This is a genomic window from Bacillus mojavensis (genome assembly GCF_012648005.1).
GTDB lineage: Bacteria > Bacillota > Bacilli > Bacillales > Bacillaceae > Bacillus > Bacillus mojavensis.
In genome coordinates this window covers 2,175,552-2,191,299 of record NZ_CP051464.1, presented here as the reverse complement: position 1 = coordinate 2,191,299, position 15,748 = coordinate 2,175,552, and the positions used below count along the sequence as shown (strand labels likewise).

Annotated in this window: 19 protein-coding genes; all 19 read left to right on the top strand. The window is 42.6% G+C overall.

All coding sequences use genetic code 11. The annotated features are described in order from the left end of the window. Positions 1–22: 22 nt before the first annotated feature. The 19 genes from HC660_RS11345 (at position 23) to aroH (ending at position 15,718) form a co-directional block, all read left to right on the top strand. Positions 23–625, top strand: coding sequence for a YphA family membrane protein (locus HC660_RS11345; protein WP_168748138.1), 603 nt, complete (start codon positions 23–25; stop codon positions 623–625). Next, complete coding sequence (locus HC660_RS11340; protein ID WP_010334752.1) at positions 622–1,515, top strand: YIEGIA family protein; 894 nt, start codon at positions 622–624, stop codon at positions 1,513–1,515. Before HC660_RS11345 ends, HC660_RS11340 begins: the two co-directional genes overlap by 4 nt. Beyond that, positions 1,512–1,706 carry a capping complex subunit for YIEGIA gene (locus HC660_RS11335; protein WP_010334751.1) on the top strand — a complete coding sequence of 65 codons (195 nt, stop codon included), beginning with the start codon at positions 1,512–1,514 and terminating at the stop codon, positions 1,704–1,706. Before HC660_RS11340 ends, HC660_RS11335 begins: the two co-directional genes overlap by 4 nt. Positions 1,707–1,859: 153 nt before the next feature. Continuing rightward, complete coding sequence (der, locus tag HC660_RS11330) at positions 1,860–3,170, top strand: ribosome biogenesis GTPase Der (RefSeq protein WP_010334750.1); 1,311 nt, start codon at positions 1,860–1,862, stop codon at positions 3,168–3,170. Positions 3,171–3,187: 17 nt separating this feature from the next. Continuing rightward, positions 3,188–4,225 (top strand): NAD(P)H-dependent glycerol-3-phosphate dehydrogenase, encoded by a 1,038-nt coding sequence (locus HC660_RS11325; protein WP_168748137.1) that lies wholly within the window; start codon positions 3,188–3,190, stop codon positions 4,223–4,225. A 336-nt stretch (positions 4,226–4,561) separates the two neighbouring features. Continuing rightward, the gene (locus HC660_RS11320; protein WP_010334748.1) at positions 4,562–4,765 is read left to right on the top strand and encodes a DUF2768 domain-containing protein; all 204 of its coding nucleotides are present in this window, start codon (positions 4,562–4,564) and stop codon (positions 4,763–4,765) included. A 21-nt stretch (positions 4,766–4,786) separates the two neighbouring features. Then, positions 4,787–5,521 carry a YphF family lipoprotein gene (locus tag HC660_RS11315; protein WP_168748136.1) on the top strand — a complete coding sequence of 245 codons (735 nt, stop codon included), beginning with the start codon at positions 4,787–4,789 and terminating at the stop codon, positions 5,519–5,521. 182 nt (positions 5,522–5,703) lie between these two features. Then, a complete protein-coding gene (spoIVA, locus tag HC660_RS11310) occupies positions 5,704–7,182 on the top strand; it encodes a stage IV sporulation protein A (RefSeq protein ID WP_010334746.1) in 1,479 nt (492 codons plus the stop codon). 370 nt (positions 7,183–7,552) lie between these two features. Next, on the top strand, positions 7,553–7,831 hold the full coding sequence (gene hbs, locus HC660_RS11305) for a non-specific DNA-binding protein Hbs (protein ID WP_003153447.1): 279 nt from the start codon (positions 7,553–7,555) through the stop codon (positions 7,829–7,831). Between the two features lie 174 nt (positions 7,832–8,005). Next, a complete protein-coding gene (gene folE, locus HC660_RS11300; RefSeq protein ID WP_010334745.1) occupies positions 8,006–8,578 on the top strand; it encodes a GTP cyclohydrolase I FolE in 573 nt (190 codons plus the stop codon). Between the two features lie 21 nt (positions 8,579–8,599). Next, complete coding sequence (gene mtrB, locus HC660_RS11295; protein WP_024121871.1) at positions 8,600–8,827, top strand: trp RNA-binding attenuation protein MtrB; 228 nt, start codon at positions 8,600–8,602, stop codon at positions 8,825–8,827. 164 nt (positions 8,828–8,991) lie between these two features. Then, on the top strand, positions 8,992–9,747 hold the full coding sequence (hepS, locus tag HC660_RS11290; protein WP_168748135.1) for a heptaprenyl diphosphate synthase component 1: 756 nt from the start codon (positions 8,992–8,994) through the stop codon (positions 9,745–9,747). Between the two features lie 5 nt (positions 9,748–9,752). Then, the gene (gene menG, locus HC660_RS11285; protein ID WP_029441346.1) at positions 9,753–10,454 is read left to right on the top strand and encodes a demethylmenaquinone methyltransferase; all 702 of its coding nucleotides are present in this window, start codon (positions 9,753–9,755) and stop codon (positions 10,452–10,454) included. A gap of 24 nt (positions 10,455–10,478) precedes the next feature. Beyond that, positions 10,479–11,441: a heptaprenyl diphosphate synthase component II gene (gene hepT / locus HC660_RS11280; RefSeq protein ID WP_024121868.1), complete on the top strand. Its 963-nt coding sequence runs from the start codon at positions 10,479–10,481 to the stop codon at positions 11,439–11,441. A gap of 115 nt (positions 11,442–11,556) precedes the next feature. Then, positions 11,557–12,006: a nucleoside-diphosphate kinase gene (ndk, locus tag HC660_RS11275; RefSeq protein ID WP_168748134.1), complete on the top strand. Its 450-nt coding sequence runs from the start codon at positions 11,557–11,559 to the stop codon at positions 12,004–12,006. A gap of 226 nt (positions 12,007–12,232) precedes the next feature. Continuing rightward, positions 12,233–13,003, top strand: coding sequence for a protein-glutamate O-methyltransferase CheR (cheR, locus tag HC660_RS11270; RefSeq protein WP_168749454.1), 771 nt, complete (start codon positions 12,233–12,235; stop codon positions 13,001–13,003). A gap of 74 nt (positions 13,004–13,077) precedes the next feature. Further along, on the top strand, positions 13,078–14,250 hold the full coding sequence (aroC, locus tag HC660_RS11265; protein WP_168748133.1) for a chorismate synthase: 1,173 nt from the start codon (positions 13,078–13,080) through the stop codon (positions 14,248–14,250). After that, positions 14,250–15,338 (top strand): 3-dehydroquinate synthase, encoded by a 1,089-nt coding sequence (gene aroB, locus HC660_RS11260; protein WP_168748132.1) that lies wholly within the window; start codon positions 14,250–14,252, stop codon positions 15,336–15,338. The genes aroC and aroB overlap by 1 nt, the downstream gene beginning before the upstream one ends. Beyond that, complete coding sequence (gene aroH, locus HC660_RS11255; protein ID WP_029441343.1) at positions 15,335–15,718, top strand: chorismate mutase; 384 nt, start codon at positions 15,335–15,337, stop codon at positions 15,716–15,718. The genes aroB and aroH overlap by 4 nt, the downstream gene beginning before the upstream one ends. Positions 15,719–15,748 lie beyond the last annotated feature (30 nt).

Here is a 15,748-nt window from a genome sequence, read left to right as displayed (position 1 = left end):
CTGGGAATATGGAGGAAGCAATATGGAACAATTTTATTATTATTGGTCAATGTGGTTTTTGTGGATACTGACAACCTTTATTCTTGGAAAGACGAAAAGTCGATTTGCCGTCTCATTATTTATTTTGACTAATATCATCTTAAGCATACATCACTTTACTTTATATTTTTCACTGAATGCGGCATACGTGATGTTTTTCGTTTGCGGATGCGTCTATTCCGGATATTTCGGGATGTATAAACGATTTCGCTATATCATGGTGCACCTGACGCTTGTGTCCGGGTATGCGTTTGTTTATCTTTTTGCATTATATGATCCAGTTTGGTTCATCATAAAACCTGAGTGGGCCGCTGTTGTATTATGTGTGCTTTTGACTGCTTCTGTTGAAAGGGATTTTCAGAAGCAGCTTGCCTTATATGTCCTTGGAATGTGCCAAGGGGAACTAGTGTATTCTTTTGTCATTCAACAATTGGCAGGGCATACGGCTGTTGGAGGTTTTCAATGGCTAAACGCATGCTCTGCAGGGATGATATTGCTGTTTGGTATATCAAAATATGAACAGCTTGCCAGTCAAATTGGCCATAGAGGCAAAAGATCAAACAAAGGAGCTACTAAAATGTCATGAGCGATTACATCTATCCGATTATTGCGGGGGTCGTAGCAGGAGTCGCCACAAGGCTGTATATGCTGAAAACAGATTACCGCCAGTATCCAACCTATATTCATGGTAAAGTCATTCATATTGCACTTGGGCTTATTGCAGCAGGGTTAGGGGCAATTATTATGCCTGCGCTATTGCAGGAGGAGTTTACGGCTATCACGTTTTTGACTCTTGCAGCCACTCAATTCAGAGATGTCAGAAATATGGAGCGGAATACGCTGACACAAATGGATTCGTACGAACTTGTTTCAAGAGGAAGCACTTATATTGAAGGAATCGCCATTGCGTTTGAAAGCAGAAATTATATCGTAATCTTTACTGCTCTATTGACAACATCGGCGTACGTATTTTTCTCAATCTGGGTTGCTGTTATAACCGCTGTTGTTTGTTTTTTGTTGGCAATGAAATTTATGTCCGGCAGTGTATTGAAAGATATTGTGGATATCGAGTACATAGAGCCTCACTTTGAAGGGCCGGGTCTTTTTGTTGATAATATTTATATGATGAACATTGGACTTCCAGAGAAACAGGAGCTGATTTTAAAGCATGGCATGGGGTTTATTTTAACACCTAAAAATTTTAATTCAGCTGCAACCATTGCCAACCTGGGTCAGCGTCAGGCCATATTATTTGATGTTTCCAATGTGCTGGGAGTGTATCGGGACTCAGGGGAGCCGTCCCTGACGCCAATTGCGAAACGGGATCTTAATGATGGAAGAGTGGGTGTTTTTGTCCTGCCGCAAATTCATCACCCGGATACAGCTGTTCAGATTATCAGCAATGTTCCGACCTTGGAAAATGCAATCAGAATGCCTACAGAATTTATCAAAAAACAGGATAAGGTGATAGGATGAGTGAATCGCTGACGAAAGTGATTTTGTCTGTCATCACAACAAACCGGAACCGGGCTTCGGGAGGGACACCTATCTTTTTTTGTGATGACCAAAAAGAGATGGAGCTTTTCGCTAAAAACCTTGAGGCGATCCTTGACGGAATTGCCCATAGAATTGGGGAAGATGTCTATTTGATCGTGAAACATTTTTAAGAATAGTTGTGATCCCAGTAAAAACTGATATAATAAATGAGTTAAGCCCTTCCTCTGAAGGGTTTCTTTTCATAAAAGTGAATGAGATGATTTAAATAACCGGTTGAGAATTTATGTAAAAATGAAAGCGGCTGGATCGAAAGGAAGGGTACTATGGGTAAACCTGTCGTAGCCATTGTCGGGAGACCGAATGTAGGAAAATCCACAATCTTTAATCGGATTGCGGGTGAGAGAATTTCAATAGTAGAAGATACCCCTGGAGTGACAAGGGATCGGATATACAGCTCGGCTGAATGGCTGAATTATGATTTTAATTTGATTGATACGGGCGGTATTGATATCGGTGATGAGCCGTTTCTAACACAGATACGCGAGCAGGCTGAAATCGCCATGGATGAAGCGGATGTCATTATTTTTATGGTGAATGGCCGTGAAGGTGTGACAGCTGCTGATGAAGAAGTAGCGAAAATTTTGTACCGCACGAAAAAGCCTGTTGTTTTAGCGGTAAATAAACTGGATAACACAGAAATGAGAGCGAATATTTATGATTTTTATTCGTTGGGCTTTGGTGAACCTTATCCGGTTTCAGGAACACACGGGCTGGGACTCGGTGATTTATTGGATGCCGCAGCAGAGCATTTCAAAAACATCCCTGAAACAAAATACGATGATGAAGTCGTTCAATTTTGCCTAATCGGACGCCCGAATGTAGGGAAGTCTTCTCTGGTAAACGCGATTCTTGGCGAAGATCGTGTCATTGTGAGTAACGTGGCGGGAACGACTAGAGATGCCGTTGATACAACATTTACTTATAACCAGCAAGATTTTGTCATTGTAGACACTGCCGGCATGAGAAAAAAAGGTAAAGTATATGAAACGACTGAAAAGTACAGCGTGCTGCGGGCGCTGAAAGCCATCGACCGCTCCGAAGTTGTTGCGGTGGTGCTTGACGGTGAGGAAGGCATTATCGAACAGGACAAGCGCATCGCGGGATACGCACATGAAGCAGGCAAGGCTGTCGTGATCGTAGTGAATAAATGGGATGCTGTTGATAAAGATGAGAGCACGATGAAAGAATTTGAACAAAATATCCGCGATCATTTTCAATTCCTTGACTATGCACCGATTCTGTTCATGTCAGCATTAACGACAAAACGGATTCATACGCTAATGCCTGCAATCATTAAAGCGAGTGAAAATCACTCACTTCGTGTCCAGACGAATGTCTTAAATGACATCATTATGGATGCTGTAGCAATGAATCCGACACCGACTCATAACGGGTCGCGCTTGAAAATTTATTATGCGACTCAAGTTGCGGTGAAGCCGCCGAGTTTTGTTGTGTTTGTAAACGATCCGGAACTGATGCATTTTTCATACGAACGATTTTTAGAAAACCGAATCAGAGACGCGTTCGGTTTTGAGGGTACACCAATCAAAATATTTGCAAGAGCTAGAAAATAAAAAGGTGTGAAGCAAATATGAAAAGAGTCACAATGCTTGGAGCGGGAAGCTGGGGAACGGCACTGGCTTTAGTGTTAGCTGATAACAACCATGATGTGAGAATGTGGGGGCATCGTGTGGAGCTGATCCAACAAATAAATGATCTGCACGAAAATAAGGATTATTTGCCGGATGTCAAGCTTCCTGAATCGATTCAGGCAACAACGGAAATCGGGGAGGCTGTTACAGACGCAGATTTCATCATAGTTGCTGTTCCAACCAAAGCGATTCGGGAAGTATTGAGACAGGCAGTGCCTTTTATGACGAAAAAAGCAGTCTTTGTTCATGTGAGTAAGGGGATAGAACCGGATTCACTCCTGCGCATTTCTGAAATTATGGAAATTGAGCTCCCGAGTGATGTCAGAAAGGACATTGTTGTGCTCTCCGGGCCGAGCCATGCTGAAGAAGTAGGACTCCGGCATCCGACAACCGTCACTTCCTCTTCAAAGAGCATGCAGGCTGCAGAAGAGGTGCAGGATCTATTTATAAATCACAATTTTCGGGTGTACACAAATCCTGATATTATCGGTGTAGAAATCGGAGGCGCCCTGAAAAATATTATCGCCCTTGCTGCTGGCATCACAGACGGCTTAGGATACGGCGATAATGCCAAGGCTGCTTTGATTACGCGTGGTCTTGCTGAAATTGCGAGACTCGGCACAAAAATGGGCGGGAATCCGCTAACGTTTTCCGGTTTGACAGGTGTCGGCGACCTGATTGTTACGTGCACAAGTGTTCACTCCAGAAACTGGCGTGCCGGCAATTTACTCGGAAAAGGGTACAAGCTTGAGGACGTTCTTGAAGAGATGGGAATGGTCGTTGAGGGAGTGCGCACGACAAAAGCGGCTTACCAGCTTTCAGAAAAATATCAGGTGCAAATGCCGATTACAGAAGCCCTCCATCAAGTCCTATTTAATGGACAAAAGGTAGAAACCGCTGTTGAATCCTTAATGGCGAGAGGGAAAACCCACGAGATGGAGGACTTGGTGAATACATTTGATAACCAAGTAAAATAAAAGTGGCAACGGAATAAAAGTCCGCATATTCTAATTGCACGAAAGCCCGAAACACAGAAGAATACCCAGACCTTGGGATCTCCTGAAACATTTTGCCGATTTAGGCAAGAGAGGATGCATCTGTATGCAACGTCGCATACTATAGCATCGAAGTCCAAGAGAGTGTTTCTTAAACGTAGGTGAATATAGTCAACTTGACTGAAGCAAAGTCCCCCTCTTTGCTTCAGTTTTTTTATTCTATCAAAGGATGGAAAATCTGGTTGATCTTTTCAAGCCCTGTATATTAAAATAAAATATAACGCTTACAAAACAAATGTCGGAGGGGGCGCGGTTTATTTGAGTCTGGCATTGATCAAAATGTGGTTTGCTCTTGGTTCCATGGGGCTGATGTTTCTGGCCGTAGCATGCATCTATTTAAGCCGTTTTAAATGCCGAAACCGTTTTCTGAAGATTACGGTTTCATCGTTTGCTTACATGTGTGTATTGATTTCAGGAATTATTGTTTTTGTGGTGGTATTCAGCGGCCCTGTTAATGAATAAAGCTGTAAAAGGAAGTGCTGTATGGTTAAACTGAAGTGCGCTATGATCTTTGTAGCAGTGATTTTCTTATCAGGATGTTTATATCCACATGAGCGGAAAAGCAGTGTACAAGCCACTCCATATCAGGACCAATTAAAGCTGGTTCAATCTGCCGTTGATGAATTTCAAAAGGCAAACGGAGGACTGCTACCGATTCAAACAAAAGATATGTCAACACCGCTTTATCAAAAATATCCGATAGATTTTAACCGTTTAGCGCCGAGATATATGGCCGAACCTCCAAGCACGGCATATGAAAGCGGCGGAGACTATCAATATGTGCTTGTCGATGTAGAGGACAATCCGACTGTTAAACTGATTGATGTAAAGATGGCAGAAAAAATACGTGATATCAAATTGCGCGTTCAAATGTACCGCCAAGAACATAAATATCCGCCATATCAGGATGTATTAGCACGGGACTTGTTTACACTAGATGGGAAAAAACTAGGGGAGGCTGACTCTCTTTCTGTCACAAGCCCAATTTCAGGAAATTCCCTGCCGCTTATGATTGACGGAGACGGAGAAATTTATGCCGACTATCGGACAGAGCTCGTTTCCTGTCTCAAAAAAAGCAAAAAAACGTTTAAACCCGGCACGGAAATACAGGACATGATATGGGAAGAGACGCCTTTCGTCCCCGCATTTTCAGTGAAATATACCGTTAATGACAAACAAGAACCTGTTTTTTTAGAAAATGATATAAAAAAGGAATGAACCTTTCTCCCTTGCATACAAATAGGGAGAAAGGTTTTCTTATACTTTAATAGATTAAGGATGAAAAATTTTCTAAAGATGTCATATTGAAATAGGACAACGTCATACACATATAGTGTCCTGTGTTTGATTGAAAAAGGTTAATAAAATTGATAAGGATAGGAAGTCCGGGAGGGGATCACTTGGAAAAGGTCGATATTTTCAAGGATATCGCTGAACGAACAGGAGGCGATATATACTTAGGAGTCGTTGGTGCTGTCCGTACAGGGAAATCCACGTTTATTAAGAAATTTATGGAGCTTGTGGTGCTCCCGAATATCAGCAATGAAGCAGACCGGGCACGTGCGCAGGATGAACTGCCGCAAAGCGCAGCCGGAAAAACGATTATGACTACAGAGCCTAAATTTGTTCCGAATCAGGCGATGTCTGTTCATGTATCAGACGGACTCGATGTCAATATAAGATTAGTAGATTGTGTAGGCTACACAGTGCCGGGTGCAAAAGGATACGAGGATGAAAACGGCCCGCGGATGATTAATACGCCTTGGTACGAAGAACCAATCCCGTTCCATGAGGCTGCTGAAATCGGAACGCGGAAGGTGATTCAAGAGCATTCGACCATCGGAGTGGTCATTACGACAGACGGCACGATTGGTGATATCGCCAGAAGTGACTATATAGAGGCAGAAGAAAGAGTCATTGAAGAGCTGAAAGAAGTCGGAAAACCCTTTATTATGGTCATTAACTCAGTAAAACCGTATCACCCGGAAACAGAGGCGATGCGCCAGGATTTAAGCGAGAAATACGATATCCCTGTTTTGGCAATGAGTGTAGAAAGTATGCGTGAAAACGATGTACTCAATGTTCTCAGAGAGGCTCTTTATGAGTTTCCGGTGCTTGAAGTAAATGTAAATCTCCCAAGCTGGGTCATGGTGCTGAAAGAAAACCATTGGCTTCGCGAGAGCTATCAGGAGTCAGTAAAGGAAACTGTTAAGGATATTAAACGGCTCCGTGATGTCGACAGGGTTGTCGGTCAATTCAGCGAGTTTGAGTTTATTGAAAGTGCCGGATTAGCAGGGATTGAGCTCGGCCAAGGGGTTGCAGAAATTGATTTGTATGCGCCGGACCATTTATATGATCAAATCTTAAAAGAAGTGGTAGGCGTTGAAATCAGGGGCAGAGACCACTTGCTAGAGCTGATGCAGGATTTTGCCCATGCGAAAACGGAATATGACCAGGTGTCTGACGCCTTAAAAATGGTCAAACAGACGGGATACGGCATTGCAGCGCCTGCTTTAACTGACATGAGTCTGGATGAGCCGGAAATTATACGGCAAGGCTCCAGGTTTGGCGTGAGATTGAAAGCTGTCGCACCGTCAATCCATATGATCAAAGTGGATGTCGAAAGCGAATTCGCGCCGATTATCGGAACTGAAAAACAAAGCGAGGAACTGGTACGCTACTTAATGCAGGATTTTGAGGATGATCCGCTTTCAATTTGGAACTCTGACATTTTTGGCAGATCACTCAGCTCTATTGTGAGAGAAGGGATTCAGGCAAAGCTGTCACTGATGCCTGAAAACGCACGATATAAATTAAAAGAAACATTAGAAAGAATCATAAACGAAGGATCAGGCGGCTTAATCGCCATTATCCTGTAATGCGGGAAGACCTCTTTATAGAATAGGAGGTCTTTTTTCTTTGCTCTTAATATTGGAAAAGGATCAAGGAATAGGATGAAAAAAGGAAAAAAAGGAATATTTGTTCGGTAAATCACGTTAAATCCTTGACGAGCAAGGGATTGACGCTTTAAAATGCTTGATATGGCTTTTTATATGTGTTACTCTACATACAGAAATTCTTCACTCTGATGGACAAACCTTCCTTGGAGTGCAGTTTTTCTTAAAAGCCGTTTAATTGTCTTTCTCTTGCTTGTCTGATTTTTTTCTCAGGCAGGTTTAGAATCAGACTGAACTGTGAAGAAATGATAATAAACGAACTGAGTATTCCTTTTGGGAGGAGGTGAAAGGCATGAACAAAACAGAACTTATTAATGCGGTTGCGGAAGCAAGCGAATTGTCTAAAAAAGACGCGACAAAAGCAGTTGACTCTGTTTTTGATACGATCTTAGATGCACTTAAAAACGGTGATAAAATCCAACTGATCGGTTTTGGTAACTTCGAGGTGCGTGAACGTTCTGCACGTAAAGGACGCAACCCTCAAACAGGTGAAGAAATCGAAATTCCAGCAAGCAAAGTACCTGCTTTCAAACCAGGTAAAGCGCTTAAAGACGCAGTTGCCGGAAAATAATTGTGAATATAGATCGTGTATGCATCTAGCTTACATACACTATATTTCTTCACAGAAAAGCCCCTTCTTAAGGGGCTTTTCATTTTTTAGGAGCGTGTGCATTCACTTTGCTTTTAGCGGGGCATATGTGCTAGAATCGAAATTAAATGTATTCATTGGTGGAGGACACAGAACATGAAAGAAGTTAATAAAGAACAAATCGAACAAGCTGTTCGTCAAATTTTAGAAGCGATCGGAGAGGACCCAAACAGAGAAGGGCTTCTTGATACTCCGAAACGAGTCGCAAAGATGTATGCCGAAGTATTCTCCGGCTTGAATGAAGATCCTAAAGAACATTTCCAGACTATCTTCGGGGAAGACCATGAAGAGCTTGTTCTTGTAAAAGATATCGCGTTTCATTCTATGTGTGAGCATCACCTTGTTCCTTTTTACGGAAAAGCACATGTTGCCTATATACCGCGGGGCGGAAAAGTCACAGGGCTCAGCAAATTGGCGCGTGCCGTTGAGGCAGTTGCAAAGCGCCCGCAGCTTCAGGAGCGCATCACTTCTACAATTGCAGAAAGCATCGTAGAAACGCTTGATCCGCATGGCGTAATGGTTGTTGTTGAAGCCGAACATATGTGCATGACAATGCGGGGCGTAAGAAAGCCGGGCGCCAAAACAGTCACTTCAGCTGTCAGAGGCATTTTCAAAGATGATGCTGCTGCACGTTCAGAAGTATTGGAACATATTAAACGCCAGGACTAATAAAGATAGAGGGTGCTATAAATGAACGAAAAGCATTCAAGCGATTTTGTCGTCATTAAGGCAATTGAGGATGGAGTGAATGTGATCGGCCTGACAAGGGGAACGGACACTAAGTTTCACCATTCCGAAAAACTCGACAAGGGAGAAGTGATCATTGCTCAGTTTACAGAGCATACTTCTGCCATTAAAGTCAGAGGAGAGGCGCTCATTCAAACCGCATACGGAGAAATGAAAAGCGAAAAAAAATAAGCTGGCTGTCCCCGCTGTTCAAAGCAAATGCTCTCAAACAGCGGGTGGATACAGCCAATTTGTTTTTTTTATGCTATAATGATACCTGCGTAATCTTATGACAAAATAAAACTCATACATATGATTTAGAAATAAATGTGAATTTGGGGACAAGGGTGATATTTTTGCAAGACATCTACGGAACTTTAGCCAATCTAAACACGAAAATAAAACAAAAGCTGTCTCATCCCTATTTAGCGAAGCATATTTCTGCGCCTAAGATTGATGAGGATAAGCTTCTTCTTTTTCATGCATTATTTGAGGAAGCCGACATAAAACACAATGACAGAGAAAACTATATTGTAACAGCGATGCTTGTACAAAGCGCCCTTGATACCCATGATGAAGTAACGACAGCCAGAGTCATAAAACGAGACGAAAACAAGAACCGCCAATTGACTGTTCTTGCAGGCGATTATTTCAGCGGACTGTACTATTCATTACTCTCTGAAATGAAGGATATCTATATGATTAGAACGCTCGCTACAGCAATTAAAGAAATCAATGAACATAAAATTCGTCTGTATGATCGATCGATAAAGGACGAACACCATTTTTTCGAAAGTGTCGGCATCGTTGAATCAGCTTTATTCCATCGGGTGTCTGAACATTTCAATCTCCCGCGCTGGAAGAAACTATCGAGTGATTTTTTTGTATATAAGCGGCTTATGAACGGAAATGATACATTTTTAGATGTGCTCGGCAGTGTTATACAGCTGGGGAAAACAAAAGAAGAGATGCTGGAAGAGTGTTTAAAAAAAGCAAAGAACAGCATTGAGTCACTTCTACCTCTAAGCTCACCTATTCAACATATTTTATTAAACCGCCTGAAAACAATCAGCCAAGATCAAACTTATCATCAGAAAGTGGAAGAAGGGTAACCATTATGCAGGACTCAAAAGAACAGCGGGTACACGGAGTATTTGAAAAAATATATAAAAACTACGACCAAATGAACTCTGTCATCAGTTTTCAGCAGCACAAAAAATGGCGTGATAAAACGATGCGCATTATGGGTGTAAAAGAAGGCGCCAAAGCTCTCGATGTTTGCTGCGGAACAGCCGACTGGACGATTGCTCTTGCAAAAGCAGCCGGCAAAACCGGTGAGATAAAGGGCTTGGATTTCAGCGAAAACATGCTGAGCGTCGGCAAACAGAAAGTAAAAGACGGCGGCTTCAGTCAAATCGAACTGCTGCACGGAAATGCAATGGAGCTCCCTTTTGATGATAATACATTTGATTATGTAACAATTGGTTTCGGACTGCGTAATGTACCTGATTATTTGACTGTACTGAAAGAAATGAGACGTGTGGTGAAGCCTGGCGGACAAGTGGTATGCCTGGAAACCTCACAGCCTGAAATGTTTGGATTTAAACAGGCTTATTTTATGTACTTTAAGTATATTATGCCGTTTTTCGGGAAGCTGTTTGCAAAAAGCTATAAAGAATACTCATGGCTCCAAGAGTCAGCCAGGGAATTCCCTGGTATGAAGGAACTGGCAGGCCTGTTTGAAGAGGCGGGTCTGAAAAATGTCAAATATCATTCGTTTACTGGCGGAGTCGCTGCCACGCATATCGGATGGAAATGAAAACACAGATGTTGGGTGAATGATATGAAATTTAAAATGGCCTACTCTTTTTTAAATGACGATATTGATGTAATTGAAAGGGAGCTTGAACAAACCGTTCGCTCCGATTATCCGCTTTTGAGCGAGGCGGGTCTTCATCTATTGCAGGCAGGAGGCAAACGGATTCGGCCTGTCTTCGTTCTGCTTTCCGGCATGTTTGGCGATTACGATATCAATAAGATTAAATATGTGGCTGTCACTCTGGAAATGATTCATATGGCATCGTTGGTTCATGATGATGTTATTGACGATGCGGAGCTTCGCCGAGGAAAGCCGACGATCAAAGCAAAATGGGATAACCGGATTGCGATGTATACAGGCGATTATATGCTTGCCGGGTCTCTTGAAATGATGACGAGAATTAATGAGCCGAAAGCTCACCGGATTTTGTCGCAGACCATTGTTGAAGTGTGTCTTGGAGAGATTGAACAAATCAAAGACAAATACAACATGGAACAGAATCTCAGAACATACCTGCGGCGGATAAAAAGAAAAACTGCGCTTCTTATCGCTGTCAGCTGCCAGCTGGGGGCTATTGCGTCCGGAGCTGAAGAAAAGATTCATAAGGCGCTCTACTGGTTTGGATATTATGTCGGGATGTCTTATCAAATTATTGATGATATTCTTGATTTTACTTCAACTGAAGAAGAACTGGGTAAACCGGTTGGAGGCGATTTGCTTCAAGGAAATGTTACATTGCCTGTCCTATATGCATTAAAAAACCCAGCTTTAAAGAATCAGCTTAAGTTAATTAACAGCGAGACGACACAAGAACAGCTTGCGCCTATTATTGAAGAGATCAAAAAAACAGATGCAATTGAAGCATCAATGGCAGTAAGCGAGATGTATTTGCAAAAAGCTTTCCAAAAGCTTAACACGCTTCCGAGAGGGCGTGCGCGTTCTTCTCTTGCAGCCATCGCAAAATATATCGGCAAAAGAAAATTTTAAATTTTTGTAGATATTAAGAAATTTCTCCGCCCCGGATTGATTAATTATCTGAAAGATGTTACGATTTCGGTGTGCAATGTGAAAGCCTATACATACATATGATGGGGTGGAGAATGTGATGGAAAAGACTTTTATCATGGTGAAACCGGACGGTGTCCAACGGCAGCTGATCGGGGAGATTTTATCTAGATTCGAACGTAAGGGCTTACAATTAGCTGGCGCAAAGCTGATGAGAGTAACCGAACAAATGGCTGAGAAACACTACGCTGAACATCAAGGGAAGCCTTTCTTTGGAGAACTTGTTGAGTTTATTACTTCCGGACCTGTTTTTGCGATGGTGTGGGAAGGCGAAAATGTCGTTGAAGTGACCAGGCAGCTGATTGGAAAAACAAACCCTAAAGAAGCTTTGCCAGGCACCATTCGCGGGGATTTCGGCATGTTTGTCGGAAAAAATATTATTCACGGCTCTGATTCTCTTGAAAGCGCTGAGCGTGAGATTCATATTTTCTTTAAGGATGAAGAGTTAGTATCATATCAACAACTCATGACAGGCTGGATCTATTAATCATTGCTGAAAAAGCCGAAACTGGCATATCCATATCGCTGGTTTCGGCTTTTTTGTAAAGGTTTACATTGACTTGAATATATGGGTAAACGGCAGGGGGGCCAACCATGTCTTTACCAATTATCTGAAATCAGCTGAAAAGCTGATTTTTTTATTTGAAAGAATACAATTTCCTGATAAAACAAGCTATACTAGGACAAAAGACAGCGAGACTAGGAGAGAAGAGATGGATACATACAGCGTATTTACAACCAAATGGAAGCAATTAACCGGAGTTGATTTAACTTTATACAAAGAAGCGCAAATGAAGAGAAGGCTGACATCCCTTTATGAGAAAAAAGGTTTTCAAAGCTTTAAGGATTTTGCAGCGGCATTAGAAAAGGATCAGGTGCTTTTAAATGAAACGTTAGACAGAATGACGATTAATGTTTCAGAATTTTATCGTAATTATAAAAGATGGGAAGTTCTTGAAACGGCTATTTTGCCTTTAATCAAACATTCGAAGCCTTTAAAAATATGGAGCGCGGCATGCTCTACAGGGGAGGAGCCGTATACGCTCGCAATGATTTTAGATCAGCAGAAAGGGCTCCCAGGCTATCAGATTTTGGCCACTGATATAGATGATAAAGCATTGGAAAAAGCGAAAAAAGGCGTGTATCAGGAGCGGTCTTTGCAAGAAGTGCCGTCTTCTGTGAAGGATCGTTATTTTACTCAAAACGCTGATAAGAGCTATGAAGTGAAACATGACATAAAGAAGAACATTAGGTTTCAAAAACATAATTTGCTTGCGGATCGCTACGAGCAAGACTTTGATTTGATTGTGTGCCGCAATGTTTTTATTTATTTTACAGAAAACGCAAAGGAAGAACTGTATTTAAAAATGGCACATAGCTTAAAAAAGAATGGGGTTCTCTTTGTCGGCAGCACAGAGCAGATTTTTAATCCTGAGAAATTCGGCCTTTCTCCCGCGGATACATTCTTTTATCAAAAAAGATAGACTGACTTTTTACCGAAAAATATGTTATAGTAGTTTTACTTAAAAGCGTTAATGCGATGAAGGGAGAAGAAGTCATGAGATATTTAACAGCCGGTGAATCACACGGCCCCCAATTGACAACTATTATTGAAGGTGTGCCTGCGGGGCTTTACATAACTGAGGAAGATATTAACTTTGAGCTTGCCAGACGCCAGAAAGGCCATGGCCGCGGGCGCCGCATGCAGATCGAAAAGGACCAGGCGAAAATTATGAGCGGGGTGCGCCATGCCCGCACACTTGGTTCACCAATTGCTCTTGTGGTAGAAAATAACGATTGGAAACACTGGACTAAAATTATGGGTGCGGCTCCGATTACTGAAGAAGAAGAAAAGGAAATGAAACGCCAAATTTCCAGACCGAGACCGGGCCATGCAGATTTAAACGGTGCGATTAAATATAACCACCGTGATATGAGAAATGTGCTTGAGCGCTCTTCAGCACGTGAAACGACCGTAAGAGTGGCGGCAGGCGCTGTCGCTAAAAAGATCCTTTCTGAACTTGGCATTAAGGTAGCGGGCCACGTATTACAGATCGGGGCAGTTAAGGCTGAAAAAACGGAATATACTTCAATTGATGACTTGAAGCGTGTGACTGAAGAGTCTCCTGTCAGATGTTATGATGAAGAAGCAGGCAAAAAAATGATGGATGCCATTGACGAAGCGAAGGCAAACGGAGATTCCATCGGCGGAATTGTGGAAGTGATTGTTGAAGGAATGCCGGTGGGCGTGGGCAGCTATGTTCATTATGACCGTAAACTGGACAGCAAGCTTGCTGCGGCAGTACTATCTATTAATGCATTTAAAGGTGTGGAATTCGGCATCGGTTTTGAAGCGGCCGGGAGAAATGGTAGCGAGGTTCATGACGAGATCATTTGGGACGAAGAAAAAGGATATACTCGTGCTACGAACAGACTTGGCGGTTTGGAAGGCGGCATGACGACAGGAATGCCAATCGTTGTCCGCGGAGTCATGAAGCCGATTCCGACATTATATAAACCGCTGAAAAGTGTGGATATTGAAACGAAAGAACCGTTTTCTGCAAGCATTGAACGTTCAGACAGCTGCGCAGTGCCAGCGGCAAGTGTAGTGGCCGAAGCTGCTGTTGCATGGGAAATTGCCAACGCTGTTGTTGAACAATTCGGCTTAGACCAAATTGACCGCATTAGAGAAAACGTGGAGAATATGAGAAAACTGTCGAGGGAATTTTAATGAGAACACTGCATGTTCAAACCGCTTCCTCTTCATATCCTGTATTTATCGGACAAGGAATCAGAAAAAAGGCTTGCGAACTATTAACCTCGCTAAACAGGCCATTCACACGCATTATGCTTGTTACCGATGAAGAAGTGGATCGCCTGTACGGTGATGAAATGCTTCACCTGCTGGAAGAAAAATGGCCTGTCAAAAAAGTGACGGTGCCGAGCGGAGAGCAGGCGAAATCAATGGATATGTATACGAAACTGCAGAGTGAAGCGATTCGATTTCATATGGATCGCTCCTCATGCATCATCGCTTTTGGAGGCGGTGTTGTAGGAGATCTTGCTGGATTTGTGGCTGCCACTTTTATGCGCGGCATCGATTTCATTCAAATGCCTACAACGCTTTTGGCGCATGACAGCGCGGTCGGAGGAAAAGTAGCGGTAAACCATCCGCTTGGGAAAAATATGATCGGCGCATTTTATCAGCCAAAAGCCGTGCTCTACGATACGGACTTCCTCCGTTCCCTTCCGGAAAAAGAGCTTCGGTCTGGGATGGCTGAAGTGATTAAACATGCTTTTATTTATGACAAAGCATTCCTGAAAGACCTGCTGGATATTCACTCACTGAACGATATTACCAGCGAGCAGCTGAATGATATGATTTTTAAAGGCATTTCGATTAAAGCGTCTGTCGTTCAGCAGGATGAAAAGGAAGAAGGAATCAGAGCCTTTCTTAACTTTGGGCATACGCTTGGCCACGCAGTTGAGGCGGAGTATGGCTACGGACAGATCACCCACGGTGATGCGGTAGCACTCGGTATGCAGTTTGCTTTATATATAAGTGAACAGGAAGCCGGCTGTGAAATGGACAGAAATCGGTTAGTCAGCTGGTTTAAGAACCTGGGCTATCCAAGCCGCATAAAAAAAGAAACGGCAACTTCCGTGCTTTTAGACCGTATGATGAATGATAAAAAAACCCGCGGCGGTATGATTCAATTCATCGTTCTCAAAGAGTTAGGAAAAGTCGCCGACCATACGTTTTCGAGAGATGAACTTGAGAGCTGGCTGAACAAATGGCGAATGGAGGAGACATCATGATGATTCGTGGAATTCGCGGAGCAACTACAGTAGAACAGGACACTGAAGAAGAAATTTTACAAAAAACCAAACAGCTGTTAGAGAAAATGATAGAAGAAAACAAAACAAAGCCGGAAGATGTTGTTCAAATGCTTCTATCGGCGACGCCTGACCTGCACTCTGTTTTTCCGGCAAAAGCTGTGCGCGAGCTTTCTGGCTGGCAGTATGTACCGGTGACATGCATGCAGGAAATGGATGTTACTGGCGGGCTGAAAAAATGTATAAGGGTCATGATGACTGTTCAGACTGATGTTCCTCAGCATCAAATCAGACATGTCTATTTGGAAAAAGCGGTCGTATTAAGACCCGATTTATCATTGACAAAAAATAATGAATTGTAATACGATAAGAACAGCTTAGAAATACACAAG